Annotated in this window: 19 protein-coding genes and 1 pseudogene; 9 read left to right on the top strand and 11 right to left on the bottom strand. The window is 56.6% G+C overall.

The genetic code is table 11. The features are described 5' to 3' along the window. Positions 1 to 240: 240 nt before the first annotated feature. Entirely contained in the window at positions 241 to 3,999 is a 3,759-nt protein-coding gene (locus LOY67_RS13745) for a hypothetical protein (RefSeq protein WP_265063001.1), read from the bottom strand. 237 nt (positions 4,000 to 4,236) lie between these two features. Between LOY67_RS13745 and LOY67_RS28515 the strand changes: the two are divergent. Then, positions 4,237 to 4,366 (top strand): annotated as a pseudogene (locus LOY67_RS28515) (IS3 family transposase); the annotation flags it as partial. Positions 4,367 to 4,464: 98 nt separating this feature from the next. On the opposite strand, the gene LOY67_RS13740 reads toward LOY67_RS28515, so the two are convergent. Both LOY67_RS13740 and LOY67_RS13735 read right to left on the bottom strand, forming a co-directional pair. Beyond that, positions 4,465 to 5,370 carry a hypothetical protein gene (locus LOY67_RS13740; RefSeq protein ID WP_265063000.1) on the bottom strand — a complete coding sequence of 302 codons (906 nt, stop codon included), beginning with the start codon at positions 5,368 to 5,370 and terminating at the stop codon, positions 4,465 to 4,467. A gap of 464 nt (positions 5,371 to 5,834) precedes the next feature. After that, entirely contained in the window at positions 5,835 to 6,305 is a 471-nt protein-coding gene (locus LOY67_RS13735) for an Lrp/AsnC family transcriptional regulator (protein ID WP_265062999.1), read from the bottom strand. A 124-nt stretch (positions 6,306 to 6,429) separates the two neighbouring features. On the opposite strand from LOY67_RS13735, the gene LOY67_RS13730 reads away from it, so the two are divergent. The 3 genes from LOY67_RS13730 to LOY67_RS13720 all read left to right on the top strand — a co-directional run bounded on the left by LOY67_RS13730 (position 6,430) and on the right by LOY67_RS13720 (position 10,787). Further along, positions 6,430 to 7,638 carry a methionine gamma-lyase gene (locus LOY67_RS13730; RefSeq protein ID WP_265062998.1) on the top strand — a complete coding sequence of 403 codons (1,209 nt, stop codon included), beginning with the start codon at positions 6,430 to 6,432 and terminating at the stop codon, positions 7,636 to 7,638. 369 nt (positions 7,639 to 8,007) lie between these two features. Beyond that, positions 8,008 to 8,883: a 4-hydroxy-tetrahydrodipicolinate synthase gene (gene dapA, locus LOY67_RS13725; RefSeq protein ID WP_265062997.1), complete on the top strand. Its 876-nt coding sequence runs from the start codon at positions 8,008 to 8,010 to the stop codon at positions 8,881 to 8,883. Positions 8,884 to 9,161: 278 nt separating this feature from the next. Then, positions 9,162 to 10,787 carry a methyl-accepting chemotaxis protein gene (locus LOY67_RS13720; RefSeq protein WP_265062996.1) on the top strand — a complete coding sequence of 542 codons (1,626 nt, stop codon included), beginning with the start codon at positions 9,162 to 9,164 and terminating at the stop codon, positions 10,785 to 10,787. Between the two features lie 47 nt (positions 10,788 to 10,834). Here LOY67_RS13720 and LOY67_RS13715 read toward each other — a convergent pair whose 3' ends face one another. The 4 genes from LOY67_RS13715 to LOY67_RS13700 form a co-directional block, all read right to left on the bottom strand. After that, positions 10,835 to 11,293: a hypothetical protein gene (locus LOY67_RS13715; RefSeq protein ID WP_265062995.1), complete on the bottom strand. Its 459-nt coding sequence runs from the start codon at positions 11,291 to 11,293 to the stop codon at positions 10,835 to 10,837. Positions 11,294 to 11,455: 162 nt separating this feature from the next. Beyond that, the gene (locus LOY67_RS13710; protein WP_265062994.1) at positions 11,456 to 11,884 is read right to left on the bottom strand and encodes a DNA methylase; all 429 of its coding nucleotides are present in this window, start codon (positions 11,882 to 11,884) and stop codon (positions 11,456 to 11,458) included. Then, on the bottom strand, positions 11,881 to 12,105 hold the full coding sequence (locus LOY67_RS13705) for a DUF2188 domain-containing protein (RefSeq protein ID WP_265062993.1): 225 nt from the start codon (positions 12,103 to 12,105) through the stop codon (positions 11,881 to 11,883). Before LOY67_RS13705 ends, LOY67_RS13710 begins: the two co-directional genes overlap by 4 nt. Positions 12,106 to 12,122: 17 nt before the next feature. Next, positions 12,123 to 12,281: a hypothetical protein gene (locus LOY67_RS13700; protein ID WP_265062992.1), complete on the bottom strand. Its 159-nt coding sequence runs from the start codon at positions 12,279 to 12,281 to the stop codon at positions 12,123 to 12,125. 274 nt (positions 12,282 to 12,555) lie between these two features. Here LOY67_RS13700 and LOY67_RS13695 point away from each other — a divergent pair, with 274 nt between their 5' ends. Next, positions 12,556 to 13,839: an OprD family porin gene (locus LOY67_RS13695; protein ID WP_265062991.1), complete on the top strand. Its 1,284-nt coding sequence runs from the start codon at positions 12,556 to 12,558 to the stop codon at positions 13,837 to 13,839. A gap of 115 nt (positions 13,840 to 13,954) precedes the next feature. On the opposite strand, the gene LOY67_RS13690 is transcribed toward LOY67_RS13695, so the two are convergent. After that, entirely contained in the window at positions 13,955 to 14,353 is a 399-nt protein-coding gene (locus LOY67_RS13690; protein ID WP_265062990.1) for a DUF5329 domain-containing protein, read from the bottom strand. Positions 14,354 to 14,576: 223 nt separating this feature from the next. Between LOY67_RS13690 and LOY67_RS13685 the strand changes: the two genes are divergently transcribed. Beyond that, on the top strand, positions 14,577 to 16,124 hold the full coding sequence (locus tag LOY67_RS13685) for an FAD-dependent monooxygenase (RefSeq protein ID WP_265062989.1): 1,548 nt from the start codon (positions 14,577 to 14,579) through the stop codon (positions 16,122 to 16,124). A gap of 58 nt (positions 16,125 to 16,182) precedes the next feature. Continuing rightward, positions 16,183 to 16,728 carry a hypothetical protein gene (locus LOY67_RS13680; RefSeq protein WP_265062988.1) on the top strand — a complete coding sequence of 182 codons (546 nt, stop codon included), beginning with the start codon at positions 16,183 to 16,185 and terminating at the stop codon, positions 16,726 to 16,728. Positions 16,729 to 16,871: 143 nt separating this feature from the next. On the opposite strand, the gene LOY67_RS13675 is transcribed toward LOY67_RS13680, so the two are convergent. The 3 genes from LOY67_RS13675 to LOY67_RS13665 form a co-directional block, all read right to left on the bottom strand. After that, on the bottom strand, positions 16,872 to 17,072 hold the full coding sequence (locus LOY67_RS13675; protein WP_265062987.1) for a hypothetical protein: 201 nt from the start codon (positions 17,070 to 17,072) through the stop codon (positions 16,872 to 16,874). A 23-nt stretch (positions 17,073 to 17,095) separates the two neighbouring features. Continuing rightward, complete coding sequence (locus LOY67_RS13670) at positions 17,096 to 18,994, bottom strand: MACPF domain-containing protein (RefSeq protein ID WP_265067675.1); 1,899 nt, start codon at positions 18,992 to 18,994, stop codon at positions 17,096 to 17,098. A gap of 319 nt (positions 18,995 to 19,313) precedes the next feature. Further along, positions 19,314 to 19,949: a hypothetical protein gene (locus LOY67_RS13665; RefSeq protein WP_265067674.1), complete on the bottom strand. Its 636-nt coding sequence runs from the start codon at positions 19,947 to 19,949 to the stop codon at positions 19,314 to 19,316. A 197-nt stretch (positions 19,950 to 20,146) separates the two neighbouring features. Here LOY67_RS13665 and LOY67_RS13660 point away from each other — a divergent pair, with 197 nt between their 5' ends. Further along, entirely contained in the window at positions 20,147 to 22,348 is a 2,202-nt protein-coding gene (locus LOY67_RS13660) for a type VI secretion system Vgr family protein (RefSeq protein ID WP_265067673.1), read from the top strand. A gap of 16 nt (positions 22,349 to 22,364) precedes the next feature. Next, complete coding sequence (locus LOY67_RS13655; protein ID WP_265067672.1) at positions 22,365 to 22,823, top strand: DUF6484 domain-containing protein; 459 nt, start codon at positions 22,365 to 22,367, stop codon at positions 22,821 to 22,823. The last annotated feature ends 3 nt before the right edge of the window (positions 22,824 to 22,826 follow it).

Genomic DNA, 22,826 nt, shown 5'->3' with positions numbered 1-22,826 from the left:
ATTGCCAGTCATTCATATCATCCAGTTGATACGCCAGATAAGACCGTGGGCATCGTTGATGCTCTAGAGGATTTGGCCGACGTGCAAGTATGCCGAACAGCAACCTGCGTCGAGGTGAGTCCTCTGCGTCCTTACCCTCAATGGAGTAGAGCTTGGAAAGTGTCTAGAAAACCTGGGGCGATTCACCTTTAACAACTTGACCCAACTTCCCTCGGGGCGTTGGGTCAAGCTCGGGCTCCATCAAAATCTCAAAGCGTTTTGCTGGGTCTCAGTATCAGAGCGCTCCGCGTCGCGATCCCAAGATTGGGCAATATGCTCAAGCATCGCCCTCGTCCGAACCGATCCCGTAGATGCCTCAGCCCATTCCCGTGTTTGCTTAGCCAATGCGCGCTCCTGGTCGCCCCCTTCTCCTATCGCCTTGCCAAATACTCCCCTCATATTGAAGCGCTCGATGCTGATCCCACGCTCGACCTGAGCGGACGCCAATGTTTCAATCACATTCCGTACAGCTTGATGAGGCCAAGCACCATCTTGTGTGCTCAGTGGGGAATGTGCCAGAACCTGTCCGATCAGTTGATCCGTAATCTCTGTACGATCCTGCTCCCTCGACAACCTCTGAACTTCGAGACACCACTCAAGCAATGCCGTCTCGTCAACCTCCTCCCCCGACTGGCCTGGGAGCGTCTTTAAGCTCTTGAGCAAGCGGTAGGCATTCGAGGCGTAATTTTTCTCGTGCTCGGAAATCTCTCTCGGGTCCTCACTCTTACCCCTAAACACCTTGCAAAGCATTTCCACAAAGAAGCTTGGTTGCTCGAGAAGAAGCCGGTGCAAGATCATTGGGTCATTTCGAAGAACAGGGAAGTAGGCAAACTCCAGAGCAGCCACATCAGATAAGGAGATGTCCATGCGGGCAGACAAATTCAAGATAGCATTTTCGACCTCATAAGAACTCAAGCTAGCCTTACCATGCCCCTTAGAGTTCTGCTCAGTGATGCTGTCCTTTAGCAGCGAAACAAGATCAACAGTAGGGACGTCAGAGAGACGCCGCGAGGCCGCACTAAGAGCTGCGGCCGGCCTGCTTGCACATCTGTATTTTTTTATCGCAAACGATAGATCCTGAACGTTACCTTCTATTTGATAAGCGGTTTTCTGCGACCAGTAGGAGTTCTCAACCTCTTCACCAAACGATGCAGCATACGACCACGCTCGTGCGTTTTCTGGCAGCGACTCGAGTACCAACGCTAAACGAGGCGAGCTCAAGCCAGAGCTTTGAGCAGAGGATCGGCCGGCTTCTTCCCAAGCCTGGCCCAGACGGCTAAAGCCATCAGCCAACACTGCTCCGGCAATAAGTTCAAGCTCTGCTACAGAGCTTGTGACGATCTTTTCAAATAGCTCCACAAGGTCGTCGTAAGGTAACTCTAGCCCTCGGCAGGCATAGCCAACAAGTCGCGGAATTTTGACGCGCCTCATCAGGTCAAGGAGCCCTTGCACGCCGTGCGCCTCTCGAATAGCTCGTAAAGCATTCAGGCGAGCATCCTCAACTAGTGTGATTGAGTCGACATCGTCGTCGGCCTGCCCTTCCACGGGGGGCATCCAATCATCGAAAAGCCAGCTATAGTGCTCAAACAGCGTTGTGGGCGCATACTTGTCCACTAAGCTCGCAAGTTGCCCCAGTCGCTCCTCAGGGATAGCCCAGTCGAATTTAGAGAACTTCTGGTGACGCTTCACCTCCCGATTCAGAGTTTTCCAGATCTGTGTACGGGGCTCCTCTGGTGCGGAGTTCAGAGCGCTATCAAGGCCGCCCACGACTGCTTCAAAAGCGGAATCTTGAAGCACCTGAAGCGAGTCGATAATCGATTTCCACCGTTCATCACGATGGCCCGCCTCTATGATCGCGAGCTCGACAATCTTGCCTTCGCTTTCCCATACCAAGCCGTAAGTCAGGGTTTCGCCGCCGCCTTCCTCATACTCCCGGAATTTTGGCTTTTCAGTGGCGGAACTGTTGTCGCCAGATCGTGGAAGAAGTGTCTCGAGCAAGGGCCAGGCGATCGTGGGTACGTCTTTCACGACTGCCTGCAAAGCAGCTAGACGCCGCGTTGTGTTAACTCCAGCGCAGGGTATCCATGAGAGAAAAATGGCTCGCAGGCTGTTAATCGGCCGGTTGCTCATCTTCCCGCCAGGATCAATCGCAGCAAGCTCCGCTAGGCAACGCACTGCTCGATCAAATGTTCCAGGAATCCAAGCCAACACCTCCAGAGTCCAGAGTAGGCCGCAGTGGTAGGTAACAGGGGTTAACATTCCTGGATATTCATCGAAGATCGGGCGGATGGAAGGTGATGGGCCCTCAAGCTGACGCTCAAGGGCCTCGAGAAAAGAATTAGGGGATGCTTCCGCAAGCAACGCTAAATCCTGACCTAAACTCGCCATCAGCCGATGGTCAGATGACAGCTCCGGCAATGACCCGACGAGGTCATCAACGAAGGTCTTGGGACTTCCGCCGAGGACTGTGAATTTAGCCGGGACGTGCAGTACCGCCATGTGCAACAACGTAGTCATCAGACCATTTCGAAGATGCTCGCTGTGGGTCGTATCACGCTGAGTATGACGGACGAACGGATCATCAGGACTCGGCGGTTTATGCGATCGCACAGCAGAGGCGAAAACGGTGGTAATCGCATCCTTGAAAAGCTGAAGATGTTTGCGGCCGACATACGGAGCGAGGTAAAGGAATGCATCCACCGGAGCTCTAGTAGCCCACAAATTGCCCACGTTTTCGATAGGTGAATCTGGCATAATCAGGAATTTGCGAAGCTCGTCTTCCGCATCCTCATAGTCCTGCTGAGTGAGCGACGAAATAATGGACTGATCTTCCTCAGCATCAGATGCCCACGCGCCGGCAAGCATGACAGGGATGAGTGGTTTCGTGTCATCGAGCCATTTAGGCTTCACCGCAGTGCCACTGGGATACTGCCTAGCTAACACGGCCAGACTCCGTCCACATATCCGTGCCGCTTCGTACCCTTGATCCTCGGTCATCCCCATCTTCGCGATTGCGATACCCAGTTCTCTGCTGGATGGACGGCGTAGCTCGATATGCCCATGGGTCTTGTCATCGGCTCCGGCGCTCACCACGGTTGGCCCTCGTAACAGCATTTGCCCCACACACTCACAGGCGGTGTTTCTTGGTAAGTAAATGAGACCTGATTTGCTCAAGAGAGCATTTGCGGCATCTGCCGTATCAACAATCAGCGTGCGAGACTCTAGGTAATGCCGCACCGGTTCCGGCGCACTGCGGATGGCAGCCACTGTGAACGCGATCACCTCATCGGTGGTATCGGCAGAATATGCCAGCCGCCCACCCTCTTGTCTTAGCTTCTGCAGAAGCTCTTCCGCCTGTTTCTCACGACCAGCCAATAATACGTCTTCAACAAGCGCTGGCTCAAAACGGGTCGAGAAAGACTGCCAAAACTCCTCTGTGCTAAGCATTCCGGCCGGAGGAGCGATTTCAAGCTCAAACTTGGCCCAGCGGGAAGCAACGGCTGGGCATTTCGAGAGCCAATCTTCCAGCAGCGTACTCTCCAGATAGACGACGCCCTTCCAGTCTCCGCTCGCATTTTTTCCTGCTAGCCAATCCTCAACCTTTGCGCTCGTGTCGTTCCATGTCCGTGGCGTAACCAATACTAAGGTAGTGTCCGCCCTCTCATCAGCACTTACCTCAGCGGTACGCTTGTCATAGTCGGCGTTCGCCTTGGTCTTACCGACCCCACTTGTGCCAAACTCCCAGATCGAACGTCCGTCAGGAACAAATGGTGAAGTAGAATCCGCGTCCAGGTATCCGTCGTATCCACGCACCTGGCCCTTGTCCCCTTGAGGAAATCTGATTCTTCTAATTTTTGGCGAGGTCGCCCAGATCAAGTCTGCTACTAGACCAGGTATCTGGACGCGAGATTGCAGTGCATCAGCCCACTGCTCCAACTGAAGAGCGGTAATCCATTTCAATGCCTGTCTCCTTTCTGTGCTGTTGCAGGTGGCGGTACCGCACATGGCGATGCGGCAAAAGGCCACTCTACTCCACTGGCCAATGCCATTGTCACATATCGACGCCTCACCTTCACGGCTGGAGAGCATGGGCAAATGGATCTGCAGTTGACGAGGCAACCCCTAGCAGCTCCAAGCTTGTTCGGAAACCTTTGACATATAATACGGCGGGCCTTGGCACCAGCAAACGTCCTCCGCCAGGAGGCCCAGCGAGACTCACTCACTATCTCTTGCATCGCTATAGCTGGATTCAGCCATACCAGTTCAATAACGGACTGCCACCAGCTCAGTCCGAAAAAGACTTAACATCGTGTCCGGGATCAGTTGATCCACTACGGTCTGAAGAGCCCTGCTATCGAGAAGGTAGACGAGTTGGCAACTGTACTGGACGTTCAGGAGTGCCTCTCACTTAATGTCGTGGCGCCTCTATGGTTTCACGAATTCGGCACGACCGGATGTGACAATAAATGGGATTTTTTGAGAACCCGGATTTCCGTCAGCGTCCTCATAGCTCAAGTGCGCATTTCCGCTCCGTGGTTCGTAGGTGGTACCCATCAAGTTCAGTGACTTAGTTTTTTCAGTAAGCTGTTTCATATCTCCAAGCTCGATATTCCTGCAGTTTACGAAAGGCTCGTCCAAGCTCAATAGGACATTGTAAGCATGGTAGCCTTCACTGCGAACTGTGATTTCGTTCCTAACATCGCCGGGCTTTCTGCCACTGCCACTGCTGCCGGTTTGAATCGAGAACTTCACTTTAATTTCTTTCTCTCGCCTTATTCGGTCAGCTTCAATAGCCAGGAGGCGCTCCTCTCTCTGCGTCAGCGCCTCCTGGGCCAGGATCGTCTGCTGTTCGACAGAGTTTTTCAGTTCTTCTGCTTGAAGCTTCAGCGCTTCGGTACTCTTCTGAAGTTCTTCGGCCTGCATGTTCAGTGCTTTTGTACTCAGCCTCAATTCCTCACCCTGCTGCAGGAAGCCCAGGACCAGCCAGAGGAACGCCACCGGACCAAATGCGCCAGCGAGGAAGTCGCCCACTTCGTTCAAGGGTATGCTGCCCAGAGTGTCGATGCGCCCCCAGGTCAGCGCTACAATGCCGACCAAGTAGACCAGCGTGGCAGCGCCACCAATTTCCGTCATGTGCTGGCGGAGGTGCCATTCCTCCTGATTCTGTTTTGCTTGAGCGCGCCTTGTATGGATGCGCTGCCTCACTAACAAAGTTGCGATAGTCGCCACCGCCAATACTGCGATAACCGGCCAGAACGCCAACCCTTCATCCGACGCAACGGGTGGAGTGCGCCAGAACACTCCACCCGCCGGTTCCCACAAACCCGCCATTGCAACTCCTTCGCCCTATCCATAGTAAATGGCCAGCGATGATAGCGGTGACGATGTGCGAAGGGAAATCAGTAACTGGCCCGCCCCCCTAGTCATTCCGACGCGCCGGTAGCCCTGACCTATCAGATGGAGCCCAAAGCATAAGTCCCACGAAATCATCTTGCCGGGTTTTGGCCGAGGGCATGGTTTTTTGAAAACCAGTATTCATTACCTTCTGGACTGGGACCGTTACAGGTCGGGGGTGAGGTAACTGAGGACCGTGGGGAAACTAGATCTATGAACATCAATCTATGAACAGTTGCGTTAATTTGTAGAGCAGTTAGCCAGCAATCTCAGGCTCAGGAGCTGGTTATGAACATCTGACATCGCCCACTTGTTAAACATGGAGCATTGCGCAACTAGATCAGAACTTGGCCACTCAAGTAACGCGCCTGCCCGGACCGACAGCCAAAGGTAATCCGCGCTCAGCCCAGCACCGGAATCACTCGCGAGGGCTTGACCGATTTGAACGAAAAACTTGAATAGATCTCTTTGACCGCCGGCAAGGTTTGCAGCACCTCTCGCGCAAACTCGCCGAAAGACTCCAGGTCTTTGGCCACCACTTCCAGCAGAAAATCGTAGCGCCCGGAAACGTTGTGACAGGCGACGATCTCCGGGATTTCCAATAGGCGCTGTTCGAAGGATCGGGCCATTTCCTGACTGTGGGATTCCATCATCACGCTGACAAATGCGGTGACGCCGTGGCCGAGCGCCTTGGGCGAAAGAATCGCCTGGTAGCCGGTAATCACTGCGTTCTCTTCGAGAATTTTCACCCGTCGCCAGCACGGCGAAGTGGTCAAGGCCACATGTTCGGCCAGTTCGGCGATGGTCAGCCGGGCGTTGCCTTGCAGGGCCTCGAGTAAGGCTTTGTCAGTACGATCCAGGCCATTAGGCATGTCTTGCCTCCAAGTTTTGTTTTCCAGAGCGTTTATTCCAATTGATTGGTTATTCCTGGGTCAATTTGGAATTTTTCTTGTTGAAATTGAGCATAGCATTGTAGGAAATACAGGAGCTTTCACCATGAACAATAAAAACAATGAACTGGGCTTTTCCACCCGCGCCATCCATCACGGCTATAACCCGCTGGACAACAACGGCGCACTGATCCCGCCGATCTACCTGACCTCCACGTTCGCCTTCCCTACCGCCGAGTACGGCGCCGGTTGTTTCGCCGGCGAAGAGTCCGGGCATTTTTACACGCGGATCTCCAACCCCACATTGGCTCTGTTGGAGTCACGCATGGCGGCTTTGGAAAACGGCGAGGCGGCGGTGGCCTTCAGCTCCGGCATGGGAGCCATTGCCGCGACCTTTTGGACCCTGCTGCGCCCCGGTGACGAGATCATTCTCAACCGTACGTTGTACGGTTGCACCTTCGCCCTGCTGCACCACGGTATCGGCGAGTTTGGCGTCAAGGTGCGCCATGTTGACATGTCCAACTTGGCCGAACTGCGCGATGCCATCAGTCCTTCGACGCGCATGATCTATTTCGAATCCCCGGCCAATCCGAACATGCAGTTGGTCGACATCGCCGCGGTGGCTAAGATTGCCCACCATCATCGGAATGTCACCTTGGTGGTCGATAACACCTACTGCACTCCATACCTGCAACGCCCCTTGGAAATGGGTGCGGATGTGGTGGTGCATTCGGCCACCAAGTACCTCAGTGGCCATGGCGATATCACGGCCGGCATCGTGGTTGCCAGTCAACCACTGGCGGACCGCATTCGCCTGCAAGGCCTCAAGGACCTGACCGGTGCGGTAATGTCGCCTCAGGACGCTTTTCTGCTGATGCGCGGGCTCAAGACCCTGTCACTGCGCATGGAGCGCCATTGCAGCAACGCCCAGGTGATCGCCGAGTATTTACAAGCACACCCGGCCGTCGAATGGGTCACTTACCCCGGCCTGCCCTCCTTTGCCCAGTACGACCTGGCGTCGAGGCAAATGAAGTTGCCCGGGGGCATGATCGCCTTCGAACTCAAGGGCGGCCTGACCACCGGCCGGCGTTTCATGAACGCACTGGAGTTGTTCGCCCGCGCGGTCAGCCTGGGAGACGCCGAGTCCCTGGCCCAGCATCCAGCCAGCATGACCCATTCCACCTACACGCCTGAAGAGCGTGCGCACCACGGGATTTCCGAGGGGTTGGTGCGTTTGTCGGTGGGCCTTGAAGACATCGCGGACCTGTTGGCCGACATCACCCAAGCGCTGGATGCCTGTGCTCAAGGAGGTTGAACATGTCCACCGCTTATCCCCTCGTGGATTGTCGCGCCGTTGAGCATGGCGCCCAACCGAACTGCGTGATCAATTTTCCGCTGCATAGTTGACCAAGGCACCGCACCCTGTGCACTATCGGGCAGTACCTCTTCGCAACGGATCAACCATGATTCTCACCACTGACCACATGCTGTCTGCCAAGGGCCTCTGCGCCCAGGCATGCGCATGCGTGTCCGTTGCCAAGAAATCCAAGAAACAGCCGCTCATTTGACCGGGGCGCTGTCCCGTCAGATGAGCTGACAGGACAGATAGCGCCAGGCCTCCTCCCCGCTTGATTCCCATCCCCTCCTCTGACGTCGACTAATCGGTCTGCCTGAGGAGTAATGCATGTCTAATTTTCGCGGTATCTGGATTGCACTGGCCACGCCCTTTCATTCGGGACACGTCGACTTCGACGCGCTCGAAAGTTTGGTGAAAACGCTCCTTTCAGGAGGCGTGAGGGGGCTGGTCGTATGCGGCACCACTGGCGAAGCCGCAGCGATGAACAAGGATGAACAGCTCGAGGTACTGGATGCAGTTCTGCAGATCGCTCGACCTGACCAGGTGATCATGGGGCTGTCGGCCAACAACCTGCAGGAAGCCCTGGCATTCCAGCAAAAGATCCAGAGCCGTGACATCGCCGGCGTTCTGGTTCCAGCGCCCTACTACATCCGGCCTTCGCAACAAGGCATCGAGTCATTTTTCCAAACAGTCGCTGATGCCTCATCTGTCCCGGTAGTCCTTTACGACATCCCCTACCGAACAGGCGTGAGGATCGAACGAGAGACGCTGAGAAGGATCGTGCGTCACCCCAAAATCGCAGCGGTCAAGGACTGCGGTGGTGATGTCGAAACCACCATGGCCCTGATCAAGGACGGCAATGCAGAGATTCTGACCGGCGAGGATATCCAGATCTTCACAAACCTCGCCCTGGGCGGAGCCGGCGCAATTTCAGCCTCGGCACACATCCGTCCAAATCTGTATGTCCAGATGATGCAGGAGATGGATAGAGGCGATGTCATATGCGCCCGGGCTACATTTTACCGCCTCCTGCCTTGGATAAAGATGGCGTTCGCTGAGCCTAACCCGGCTGTCATCAAAGCAGCTCTGAGCGTCCACGGCCTGATCAGCAACGAGCTTCGTGAGCCCATGCAAACTTGCTCATCAACGACAATGGAGCGACTCAGATCTGTGCTTTCAGGTTTGACCTGTCAAAGCGCATAGATCGGGCGGCGATCTCATGGGTGTGGTGCTACGCCCAAGAACCACCACACCCTAAGCGTCGTTTCGACGAGATCTTCGTAATCGGGCAACAGTAAATAGCTATTTGACGAGTTGCCGCCGCATAAATGACAGCCGGCGTAATCAGGCAAGGCGGGGTCGCCGTTCCTTTACTTTAGATCACACAGAACACGATATCATTGTGCCTCCATCGGGCGTGCAACACCTGGCTCTGCCCTTTCGATCAGAAACCCGACCCAGGTGATTAGGAATAATGGAATATGCAAAGCTGGAAAATCAGGACCCATCTCCTATTGCTCACTAGCTCGTTACTGTTTGGTTTGTTGTGTGTCGGCGGCCTCGGGCTCTTTGGAATGCAATCTGCAGTACGCAGCCTGGAGACAGTCTATCTCGACCGAGTCGTACCCCTGAGGGACTTGAAGAGAATTGCTGACCTGTACGCCGTGGACATCGTCGACGCTACCCACAAGACGCGGAATGGCACCTTTACCAAAGCCGAATCGCTGACCCGTATAGAGCAAGCCCAGCGGGAAATCGATCGAACATGGCAAGCCTATAAATCGACGCAACTGATCCCGGCAGAAACGCATCTGATCGCGCAAATCGAGCCGCTGATGGAGGCCTCCCGCGGGCCATTGCAAAACTTGCAGGGCATGTTGCGTCAGAACGACGATGCCGGTATCGCACGCTTTGCGACCGATCAGTTGTATCCACTGATTGACCCCTTGTCAGCCAAATTCTCCGAGCTGATCGAAGTGCAACTGGTCGAAGCCAAAAGCCAGTTCGATCAGCAGCAGATCGCCTACACCTTTTACCTCAAACTCAGCCTGTTGATTCTGGTCCTGGCGCTGGCCACCGGTGCGGCCTACGGGTTGTACTTTTCCAGGCTGTTGAGCCGCCAACTCGGTGCTGAACCCACAGAACTCGCCGCTATCAGCTCGAACATCGCCCAAGGAAAACTGGCCGGTACACAGCTGGATCAGCGACAGCCGTCGACCGGGGTTCTGCACTCCGTTCAGGCTATGCGCCATAGCCTGCGCGAAATGATCGGCAAGATCGGCCACGCTTCCGAGCAGATCGAGGGCACTACCCTGCAATTATCTGCGTCTTCCGAACAAGGAATGAGCAGCGCCGCTCTGCAAAGCGAGACAGCCTCGTCCATGGCCGCCACGGTAGAACAACTTTCCGTGAGCATCACCCATATTGCCGACAACGCAAAACAGGCCCAGAACACCACGCAGAAAGCAGGAGAAATCACCGATGACGGCATGGCGGTGATGCACGAGTCCATCCAGGAGATGGGACACATTGCCAATCTGGTTGCGCAAAGCTCATCCGATATCGATCAGTTGGCTATTCAGTCGAACGACATCAGCCTGATTGTCGGTGTGATCCGGGGCATCGCTGAACAGACCAATCTTCTTGCGTTGAATGCCGCCATCGAAGCGGCCCGAGCCGGCGAACAAGGCCGTGGTTTTGCCGTAGTAGCAGATGAAGTTCGCGGCCTGGCCGCCCGCACCGCTCAATCCACCACGGAAATCGTTACGTTGGTCAACACGATTCAAAACGGCATGAACAAAGCCAAAGAGAGCATGGCCGCCGGCTCCGAGCGCGTGACCCATGGCCAGAAACTGGTCGAAAGTGCAGGCGAGTCCATGAGCAGGATCAAGAGCGCGCTGGACGAATCTCTTGCGGCCGTCAGTTTCATTTCGTTGTCGTTGCAGGAACAGCGCGCAGCCAGTGAGCAGGTCGCGTGCAGCGTCGAAAAAATGGCACAAAGTGTCGAGGAGAACGCCGCCGCCCAGGGAGGGATCGTGCGAACGACCCAGGAACTCAAGGCAATGTCCAACGGACTGGAAGTGATTCTGCGGCGGTTCAGCGTCTAATCGCAGCGACCGTGGGCGGGTAGGAGGCTGGTTTCCTGCTGCCCCGCTCAAAAGTAACTAAGCACCCACTCCTGAACGGCTGGCGTGTCATTTATATCTCCATCAAAAACGTATTGCGGGTCATAACCTTGATTATTCCCCCGCACTCGCTCTCGCCAGACTTTTAAGGGCAACCAGAACTGGGCACCACTGGGTAAGACCTGAGAGCCAATGTCGATATACAACGTGTCACCACTCGTTGGTAAACCAAAATGGGTCGCTCCAGGAGCGGCCAGAACCGCATCGGCAAAATCCAGACAGGCACTTGCACAGAATGAATCCGTCACCAGCACAAGCTGGCCTTTGAATGTCTTTGGATTCGAATCCTTAGAGCGGTCTTGATCGAGCGACGGCGTATCTGGCTGTCGTAACCAGTCTTTCCTTTCCACAAGCGCAGCGCTCATCGACTCACGCATACCTGAAACAAATTTGTAGGCGTCGCTGTTTTTTCCGTAATCGCTTTCCATGCTGGCCAACGCGTTATTCAGCGTGGCAAGTGCAAGAGGAGAAACCCGCCACATTGCATACGACCGAGAGGATTGATCCAGGCTTTCGACAAAAATCCCTTAACAACATCCATATCAAAACGATCGACCGTGTAAGAGTTTCCATGCCAAAGCAGATTGTACCTATTTGTCTCTTAGAGACACTTCGCGCTTGAAGATCTCCAACGTCTTCGGCCCGATGCCGTTAAAACTGAGCAACCATCGCTCAAACTCAGCTTCTTCCATTGGCCCGCTCTGCAAAGCGTTCATTCGAGATTCCAGTCCGGCATCCAGGCCTACACCCAGCTCGTGCAGTCGCCGCGCAGTGGATTCATCGTATCGTGCGTAGCCCGCTTGCCCGAGGAGTCTGACAAGATCTCGATGTGGGCACCGGGCGAGCTTCGCAGGCGTATCCAGGCCATGCCGATCAACCAAGTTCCGGTACGCCTCAACGGCGACAGAGGAACGAATCCTTTTACCGATCAGAAAACTGGCGAGCAGCCACCGATACACTCCGTGGCCGCTCGGATCGTCGATCTCGATACCCAGGTCGGCAGCGGAAATTGGCGTCACCCCTTCGATTGCCTGGGGTCAGCGGAACGTGGATAGGTGCGCTCTTCCTCTATGGAGCCGTCGGCTTTGTGAATCTTCACCGAGGCGGTTTTACCATCAAAGAAATCTGTCAGAGCGCTCACCAACTCTTGCTTAGTGGCAGCTCTTTTGGAGGCTCGCTCTGCGCCGGCTTTTTTAAGTTCCCAGCCATCCGCAGAAGGGCTCAGGTGATAGTTGTCCATTGCCTTGCTCCTCACATTTAAATGGATTCTGCTTCGTCCTGAATATCTTCCTCCGCCTCGGCTCCATCAGTGGCGTCGGCATCGTTCAAGGGCGGTGAAGTGGGCTTGTCTGGATCGTTTATGTAGGGCACGCCGCTAGGGCCGTGCTCTTCAAGTCCTTCAGTCTTAGGCTGCATGCTGGTTCTCCTTCTTCTTTCTGATAGTGATTGGAGGACAGGCGCTGCGAGGCGTTCAATGCCATACGAGCTTGCGCTGGCGTTAGCCCGATGAGTCGTACCTCAGAATTAACAACGTTTAACTCACCAGCCAGAGCCCCGCGACCAATAATCAGGCCCTCGTCACCGAACTGGCTACAGCATGAGTACCGCAAACCAAGCACTGAAAACCCGGAGCCCTCATAGCAATAAGGCCCGCGCACAACCATGGCCACGACCCAAACTCTGGTTATCCATGTTGCTAATCGGCACCTGCAGCACCGCCCTGGCTGTCGAGCCATCGACGCAAGACTTTATAGACGACTCAACCCTGAACGTACTGAGCCGAAATTTCTTCCTGCAGAATGACTACCGATCCCCCTCCCCGGCGGACAAAAACTATAAACAGGAATGGGCTCAAGGCTTCATCGCCTCGTTTTCCTCCGGTTTTACCCCCGGCACCGTCGGTTTCGGTGTCGATGCCCATGGTTTTTTCGGTGTGAAACTCGATGGCGGCAAGGGCCATTCCGGTACGGGATTGCTGCCACTGGATTCGGATGGCCGCAGTGAGAGCGACTTCTCCAGCGCCGGCGGCGCGTTGAAACTGCGCGCGTCTCAAACCACTTTGGCCTACGGTGAGATGACCGTGGAAACCCCGGTGTTCGACACCGCCGACAAACGTCTGCAACCGGAATACGCCACGGGTTTTCTGCTCGACAGTCGGGAGTTCGACGCCGTGCATTTGCAGGCCGGGCGCTTCACCGCTTTCAAGAATCAGGATGCCTCGACCCGCAAAGGAGACTTCACCGGTTATGGGGTGAGCACCGATACCGGCAGCATCAGTTTCCTCGGTGCCCAGCTATTCGAAGACCAGCCGTTGGGTGGTGCTCTGTACGCTTCCGAGCTGACTGACACCTGGCATCAGTACTACGCCAACCTGCACCTGAAGCAATCCGGGTTCTTTCTCGACAGCAACGTTTACCACACCCAGGATTACGGCAAAGCCGAGGCCGGCGCGATTGATAACACTGCCTATAGCCTGTCCGGCAAATACACCCTCGGCGCTCAGGGATTCACCCTGGCCTATCAGAAAATCCATGGCAATACGCCCTTCGACTTTGTGGGCGGCGACTCGATCTACCTCGCCAACTCCATCAAATACGCTGACTTCAACGGCGCTGGCGAACGCTCGTGGCAGGCCCGCTACGACCTCGACCTGGGCGCTTTCGGTGTCCCGGGATTAAAGTTCATGACCCGTTACGTCACCGGCCGCGGCATCGACGGCACCCATGCACCCCAAGGTGGGGCGTACAATCCGTTTGACCCGGACGCCGGCCGATTCGTCCCGCAACAAGGGGATGGCGGACGCCATTGGGAGCGGGATATCGATCTACACTACATCGTGCAATCGGGGGCGGCCAAGGATCTGTCCGTGCAGGTGTCCCAGGTGTCCCATCGGGCCAACCGCGCTCAGGGCGGGGATGACATCGACCGGATTTACATCGTGATCGAGTACCCCCTCAAGTTGGGACGCTTTTAACCGGTCCGTCTCCCCCCCGGCGGTCTTGGCCTCAGCTTTGCGCCAGCCACTGAAATCGCTGATGGCGCCAGAGAGTATCTTGACGACCATGGAGGTCCCTCGATCCCCCCAACAGTCAATGAAGCTGCCGTTGCCTCTGTAGTTCCCGCTTGAGCCAAGCACTGGCCAGTTGCGCGCCTTCTGGACATCGCACCTCATAGGCGTTGCCACTCATGCTGCTTTTAGTGGCAGCAAGATCGATGAAGTCTTCTGCACTGCTCACCATGTCCTTACCTTCCAGATAATCCAGCTTCTTCTGCAGATGCTCCCGAGCCTGGGTTCCTGGGAATTCCGTCCCGTTACGCACAAACCGGCATTCACTGTGTTCGACAAAGTCCAGCAAGCCGGTTATCTCTTGAGTGGCTTGAGGCGTGGTTTGAGCCTGCACATTGGTTACGATTGCGATAAGGCCAATACCCGTTGCCATCATCCATTGGCTGATCGGTCCAGCCGCCGCGGCTATCCACATTCGCATGTTTCATCCTCGTATTGGTGCTGATGCGATTTGACTCATTCAGCTCGACAAACATGATCGCATCCTGCTCTGCGATTTCCACTGCACAGTAGAACACAATGAGTACGAATGAAGGGGGCGGGCGCCCCTTTGTACGTGACGCCTCCCAAGCCGAATCGTTGACATCGCAAGCCTTCAAGAATATTGATGACCCAAAGGTCATTGATATTCACGAGGCCAGATCATGCCGCAGACCAACGTGCTCATTGTTGGAGCCGGCCCTACCGGATTGACGCTGGCTCTCTGGCTCAACAAGCAAGGCGTCGCTGTAAGAATCGTGGATAAGAGCAGCGGCCCGGGTGAGACGTCTCGTGCCATGGCGGTTCAGGCACGCACCCTGGAGCTTTATCGTCAGCTCGATATGGCCGACGCGGTCGTAGACGCCGGCTATAAAACGCCCGCCATGAACATGTGGGCACGAGGCAATCGCAAAGCGCGGATCCCATTGATCGATGCGGGCGAAGAGATTTCGCCCTACCCGTTTGTTCTGATCTATCCGCAAGACAGCCATGAGCGCCTGCTGATAGAACAACTCCAGTCACTTGGCATCGAAGTCGAACGCCAGACCGAACTGTTGTCCTTCGAGGAAGAGGCAAGCCAGGTCACCGCCCTCTTGCGACATGCCGATGGGCATGAGGAGACGTTCACAGCGTCTTATCTCGCCGGATGCGATGGTGCCCGCTCGCTTGTGCGTCATGCGGTCGGCGGCGGCTTCGAAGGCGGGACCTACAAGCAGCTTTTCTATGTCGCGGATGTCATAGCCAGCGGCGTTGCGCCCGCTGGGGAGGCGCATATTGCTTTCGACAAGTCCGAGTTCGTGCTGCTCCTGTCTTACGGTGAGGCGGATCGATACCGCCTGATTGGCACCGCCCGGGACGAACGTGCCGAGCAACCAGAAACGCTGACGTTTGCGGATGTTGGCCATGACGCGATCAATGGCCTGAACATCAAGATCAGCGGGGTGAACTGGTTCTCCACTTATCGCGTCCATCATCGCGTTGCAGATCGGTTCCGGCATGGCAGAACGTTTCTGCTCGGAGACGCTGCCCATGTCCACAGCCCAGCTGGTGGCCAAGGCATGAATACGGGGATCCTGGATGCAGTCAACCTGGCGTGGAAGCTGGCGGCAGTGCTGAACGGCAAGGCTTGCGATGCCCTGCTCGACAGCTATCAGGTCGAGCGCCAGGCCTTTGCCCGCAAGCTTGTCAAGACCACGGACAGACTGTTCACCGTTGTGACCGCGCAAGGCGGGTTTGCCGACTTTGTACGAACCCGCATCGCCCCGCTCATTGCGAGCGTTGCGTACAAGCGCAAAACCGTGCGCGAGTACCTGTTCCGCATAGTCTCGCAGACCACGCTCAACTACCACGGGAGTCCTTTGAGCCAGGGTAAGGCAGGTGACATCCAGGGCGGTGATCGTCTGCCATGGGTGTCTGTGCCAGGTTCAGATAATTACGAGCCCTTGCGTGCGATTCAGTGGCAGGTTCATGTCTACGGTGAAGCCAGGCACGATCTGGTGGATTGGTGCAAGACGCACGACATGCCGCTTCATGTCTTCACTTGGCGGCCTGAGTACCGGAAGGCGGGAATGGCAAGGGACGCCGCGTATCTGTTGCGCCCTGACACTTACGTGGCGCTGGCCGATCCCAACTCAGACACCGTCACGTTAAGCCGCTATTTCAGTGAGCGCGGCTTTGAGCATCAGCGTCTGGCTAGAAGCTCCAACCCTTGATGGCCTAAAGCTATCCCCTCATAATCACGCCCCTCAAAAAAGCACATAAGGATTTGCTGTGAAGAAGCTCTACTTGGTCCTACCGTTCTGCGCACTGCTGCTACAAGGCTGCGGCGTGACCATGGCTCGCTATGAACCCAATTATCAGAATGTTCAGCAGCTCAAGCAAAACGCGCCTCTGCAACACGTACGTGAAGCGCAGGTGAATGCTGATTCCGGCCAAGGCTCGTTGATGGTGCGCCTGAACCCGATTTCCTCGCCTGCGGGCAGTGTTCCACTGCACATCCAGGCAGCGATCAACGATGAGCTCCGTCAGGCAGGTCTGTTGGATCCTCGTGCCGACCGGCAGTTACAGGTTCAATTGGTCAAGAGCCAGCTCACTGCTGGTATGAGCAGCGGCCATGGCGAGCTGGCTGCACGCGTCACCCTGCGCAAAGGTGATCAGGTGCTGTATGAGGCCACCAAGGACGTGGCGCGTGATTGGGACAGCAGTTTCTTCGGCCCGATCGCGATTCCGGCGGCCGCGAACAACTACAACCCCATGCTGCAGGATCTGCTCAAGGGCCTGTACAGCGACCCACAGTTCGTTCAAGCGTTGAAGTGATCGAAAAAAGAACCGCGAAGGTGGCTAATGCCGGTCAGTCAAGCTGACTGGCATTAGCCACCTGGAGCCGCTTCTTTACATCCTCGCCAATCGACGAAGTGGTTGGTCGGCGCCCTCCTTCACCGAGCCTGGAACGTTTGCAGTTATCTCGGCCAGATGGTGGCCCGGGCCGGCTGGCTGTCGAGAGGGTATTTGTAGTCCTTGGTGTCCGAAGCCTCGATTTTAAAGTGCTTCAATGCAGCGGCGACCCATTCTGCAGAGAGGTCGTGATTGGCATATTTGTCTTTGCTGCAGTAGGTGGTGCGGGTCGATTTCTGCAGGAACGACTGGTATCCCTTAGGCATTTCAATACTCCTTTCAGTTAGTGTCAGAGCACACGATTGACGTTACTTGGCGACCAGCGCAGTTCCGTGTCTCGGCCACGGTACGACGCCACTCTCACGCGCCGATCTCCAAAGGCGCGCAGGTCCCAATCCGGTTGATAAGACAGGCACAAAATATGGGGGTAGCGCAGGTCCCACAGGTTGATGTCGAGATTGGGGGCGAAGGGCCGCAGCACGGCTTCCTTCTCCAGGGCCGCGCCGCCGCTGTCCCATTGCAGGACGCCGCAGGTCTGGGCGTTGATCAGATAGAAGGGATGCATGCCGTATTTCGGCCCCGCCGGCTGCGCGTACCACAGTGCCTTGGCAGCATCGCCCGCGCTGTCGTCTTCCAGAATGGTGCGTTCCGGGACATGGGGGTCGACAGCGATCTGCCAGGTGTTCCAATGCTGGCTGCGGAACTTCAGGAAGGAGATGGATTCCCCTTTGAAGATGTCATTGCAAGCGAACTTCGCCGTACCGTCTTCAGTGGTATGCAGATCGGCGGAAATCTCCAGCTCCGGCCGCAGCGTACGCTCCGGATCGCCGAAGCCGATCACGTAGACATCCCCACCCTTGTCCTGGGAGGTGCCGTTGCCGTAGCCGATCAGCCCATAGCTGACGCCGGCATAGGGGCACGGCACACAGCGAAGGGAGTCATCGCGCCAGCGATGCAGTGTTGCCTCCGAGCCGCCGCATTTATTCTTCAGGAAAGCGATGATGTGATCCGGCGGGCTGTAGCGGCTTTCCCGCGGCCAGAACTCCGTCGCCAGCAATACGATGGTTTGCTCGAGTTTCATGGACTCGACACCGGACTTGAACGCATTCCAGAACTGGGTGATGTCGGACACGGCGCTACCGACAGTGGGCGCCGCGAAGTACGCTTCTCGTCCCTCCAGCGTCTTGCGGTCAACCACCCGTACCTTGATAGCGGGATTGCCAACAGCATTGGCCGTCTGATCTGGCCGAGTCATGTTGCCGACGGTGAGGCTGCTGTAGCGCCAGGTCGAATGGACGCTCAGAGAGCGGCCCATATAGTGGTCCAGGGCCTTCTGTGTCGCGATGCGTCGCTCGTCGTCGGCAATGAAGGCGTGGACCGGCTTGAATTCCCGCCCGACGACGATCGGTTTTTTCCCGACCGAGGTAATCCATTGGTTCGTCTTGTCGTCATACTTCTTCGGCTTCGTGAAGGTGACGCCGGAGAAGATGTCGTTGTCGCCGCCCTCAGTGGTGACCGAGGCGTCACGGCTTTCCATATACTGCTTGCGCTCGACCGTATCATCGATCGAACCATCAGCCGTGAAGAAGATGCCGTATTCGGCCTCCAGCTCAACCTTGATCTTTTCCAGTTCCGTTACTTTGGATTTCTGCACCAGGGCCTGGAAATACAGATTGCCGCCCAGCGTGATCGAGGTCACCACGTCGGTCCCGAACATGTCGAAGAACCGATAGAATTTATGCGCCTCCTCGTGGTTGAACGCCGCAGGCAGGCGAGCGACTTCCGCGCTGAACCTGGGTGAGAGCACCGCAGCCGAGACCGCATCGAGCTTCGCGCCGCCGAAGACGAGGCGCAGGGTCCGTACAGCGGCCGTGTTGTCTTGATGGGAGGTGTATTTCTTTTCAAAGTTGAGGTGAAATTCGGCAGAGAATTCACCATAACTGGCAGTCGAATTGAATTCGGCCTTTGTTGTGCGGCGATAGTCCAGAATCGATCTGAAGAACGATGAGTAATCGTCGCGTCGTGTGTCCGTGTGCCGCTTGATGCCGGCGCCGGACGCGGGGTCGAATACGCGCTCATCCGGTCCCCGGGCTGCGCTGAGGCGGTTTCGACCGTAGCCGAGATCGCCGTTGAGCAAAGTGTAATCCCTGGCTTGGATGGCGCTTGTTACGGCCATATCGTCATTCATGGTTTGCTCCTGCCCGATGATGGGGAATAGATAACTACGTTATGCAGTTGATCTTGGCCTTATCGGGTAGAGCCAATATGGGGCGGCAGCGCTCATGGCGACAGACCACAGCGGTATCAGCTCAGTATCAGTTCGGTATCAGACATAACGATGGGAAGTGAGCGAGACGCGGCTGCTGCCGATAGGGGGGGCCAGTGTCCGGGCGAGACGCAAAAAAAATCCGATACCTGCTCAGGCATCGGATTTTGATTTCTGGCTATCACGGTCTGCGACAGGGCTTACCTGACGGCATGGGTGAAGGCGACTTTTCCGATCGACCTCAGCCCCGTGGAACGGAGGCATCGATAGCGGAGTATTTCATGCGGTTGTTGTCGACCCAGTTCTTCAACAACGCATTGACCTGCCGGCCGAAGGTATCGGTGACAGCCGCCTTGGGCGTATTACCAGCCAGCGGCAGGAACCAGATGCCCATCCAGGTGTTGATCCCATCGTGATTGCTGGCCTTGCCCAATGACTGACCGCGGTCGTCCAGCGTTTCCAGGCTCATGGTGTATTGGTCGGTTGCCATCGCCGGGATGATCGTGAACGTGAAGCCGCTGATGAAGGCCAGCACCAGTTGCCCACCGTTTGGCGCGTGGTTGTAGACCTTCAGCCGAAGATTGTAGTCGCCTGGCTGCTTCTCGAACTCGTCGAAGACCACGCGGCCAAAGAGGCCTGACTCATTGAAGGCTTTTTTGAGCTCGGGCTTGAGCATGTCCCGGGCTTGCGGCATCTCACTGGCCTTGGCGTTGTCGGGATCGCCCTGATAGAAATCGAAGTCGACGTAGACGTTCGGTTTATTCGAGTAACTGGCCATTGAAGGCAGACTCACAGGTGCCACTTCATCTTTGGTGAAACTGGCGCATCCACTGAGGCTCAAGGCCAAGGCGAGGCCTAGGGCTTTTGCAAATTGCATATCGACTTCCTTGCGTACATGAAGGCGGCGGATTCTAGCGGGATCCGGCTCAAAGCAAAAGGCCATCATGCTGCTTCAGAATAAATCCTATAACTAAAGAAACTAAGCAGTGACCTCCCCTCACCTATCTTGAAACTCAACCCAGTGCGGACGAACGCTACCCGTCAGCGCTGATGGGGTGACAATGACGAGGCGATATGGAGATCACGCAAAACACCCGCCTGGTGCAGGTCGACAGCCCCCTCGGCGGCAATGTCCTGCTGCTGCAAAGCATGGAGGGCAGCGAAGAACTGGGTCGGTGTTTTCACTATGAACTGAACCTGACCTCCGAAAACCGGGCGATCACGTTCGATCAGTTGCTGGGCAAGCCAATGGGCTTGACCCTTGAGCTGTACGACGGCGGCAAACGCTACTTCCACGGGATTGCCTGCAATTGCCGGCAGTTGACCGGCCACGGCCAGTTCGCCGGTTACCGTGTCACGCTGCGGCCTTGGTTCTGGCTGCTCACACGCACGTCGGATTGCCGGATTTTCCAGAACAAGAGCGTGCCGGACATCATCAAGCAGGTGTTTCGCGACCTCGGCTTCTCCGACTTCGAGGACAGCCTGAGCGGCAGCTATCGCGAGTGGGAATACTGCGTGCAGTACCGCGAAACCAGCTTCGACTTCGTCAGTCGGTTGATGGAACAGGAAGGCATCTATTACTACTTTCGCCATGAAAAAGAGCGGCATGTGCTGGTGCTGGCCGACGCCTATGGCGCCCACACCACGGTGGCGAACTACGATTCGGTGCCCTTCTATCCACCCGATCGACAGATGCGCGAGCGCGATCATTTCTACGATTGGCAACTGGCGCGGGAAGTGCAACCCGGTTCCCTGGCGCTGAACGACTATGACTTCCAGCGCCCCCGTGCCAGCCTTGAGGTGCGCTCCAGTGTGATGCGCGAGCACAGCAACGGCGACTACCCGCTCTACGACTATCCCGGGGAATACCTGCAAAGCAATGACGGCGAGCATTACGCCCGCACCCGCATCGAAGCCATTCACAGTCAATTCGAACGGGTGCAGTTGCGCGGTGTCGCTCGCGGGCTGGGCTCCGGTCATTTGTTCACGCTGACGGGCTACGACCGGGCGGACCAGAATCGCGAATACCTGGTGGTGGTCGCACGCTACCAGATCCGCCAGGACCCTTATGAGAGCGGGCAAGCGGAGCTGGCCGAACAGTTCGTCAGCGAGCTGGACTGCATGGACGCCCATCAAGCCTTCCGCCCTCTTCCACTGACCCCCATGCCGATTGTTCGCGGGCCGCAAACCGCCGTGGTGGTGGGGCCCGGAGGCGAGGAAATCTGGACCGACCAGTATGGCCGGGTCAAGGTGCATTTCCACTGGGATCGCCATGACCAGTCCAATGAAAACAGCTCTTGCTGGATTCGTGTGTCCCAGGCCTGGGCCGGCAAGAACTGGGGTTCTGTGCAGATCCCGCGAATCGGCCAGGAAGTGATCGTCAGCTTCCTTGAAGGCGATCCGGACCGGCCGATCATCACCGGCCGTGTCTATAACGCCGAACAGACCGTGCCCTACGGATTGCCAGCCAACGCCACCCAGAGCGGGGTGAAAAGCCGTTCGAGCAAGGGTGGCTCACCGGCCAACTTCAATGAGATCCGCATGGAGGACAAGAAAGGCGCGGAGCAGTTGTTCATCCACGCGGAGAAGAACCAGGACATCGAAGTCGAGAACGATGAAACCCACTGGGTTGGTCATGACCGCAGCAAGACCATCGACAACGACGAAACCGTGCACGTCAAACATGACCGCACCGAAACCGTGGACAACAACGAAACCATCACCATCGGCGTGAACCGTACCGAGGATGTGCGCAGCAATGAAAAGATCACCATCGGCGGCAACCGCACCGAGAAAGTCGGCAGCAACGAGACCATCACCATCGGTGCCGACCGCACGGAAAAGGTCGGCGCCAACGAAACCATCACCGTCGTCGGCAACCGCAGCGAGGACGTGGGCGGCAACGAGACCATCGGCATCAGCGGCAACCGGAATGAATCGGTCAAAGGCAATGAAGGCATCGAGATCAGCGGCAACCAGAGCACCGATATCAACGGTAACCACAGCACTAAGATCGGCCAGAACGAGTCCCGTGACGTCGCCCAGAACCGCAGCACCGACATCAAGCAGAACGACAGCCTGGACGTCGGCAAGCATTTCTCCCTCACCGCCGGCGACTCGATCACCCTGACCACAGGAGCGGCCAGCATCACCATGAAGAAGGACGGCACTATCATGATCAGCGGCAAGAACATCACCCTCGACGGTTCAGGCGCCATCAATATCAAGGCCAACAGGAACGTCGTGGTCAAGGGTCAGAAGATCCTGCAGAACTAGCCATGGAGTGATCGCTATGACCGTTGAATACCACCTCCCTGTTTCCTCCACCTGCGCACCGATACGCGTCGAGGGCGTGGTGATTGGCGTTTTGCTGGATGTGCCCAGGGTGGACGCACCGGTGGTGGCTTTTCCCGGCTGCCCCGGTGAAACAGGCCTCGCCGCCCGCACCACCACCCCGCTGACCCGCGAAGACATCGGCATCCAGGTCGCGCTGATGTTCGAGGCGGGCGACCCGGCACGGCCGTTGGTGATCGGTCGCATCCAGCGTCTCGAGGAACCCGCAACGCCCGCCCTCGCCCATCTGGACGGCGAGCGCCTGGAATTCAGCGCCGAGCGGGAAATCGTCCTGCGCTGCGGCAAGGCCAGCATCACCCTGACCCGCGCCGGCAAAGTGATCATCCGTGGTGCCTACCTTTCCAGCCGCTCCAGCGGGGTCAACCGCATCAAGGGCGGTTCGGTGCAGATCAACTAGAAG

This window comes from Pseudomonas sp. B21-056 (assembly GCF_026016325.1).
Classification (GTDB): domain Bacteria; phylum Pseudomonadota; class Gammaproteobacteria; order Pseudomonadales; family Pseudomonadaceae; genus Aquipseudomonas.
The sequence above is the reverse complement of the archived record's forward strand: the minus strand, read 5'-3'. Positions and strand labels throughout refer to the sequence as shown.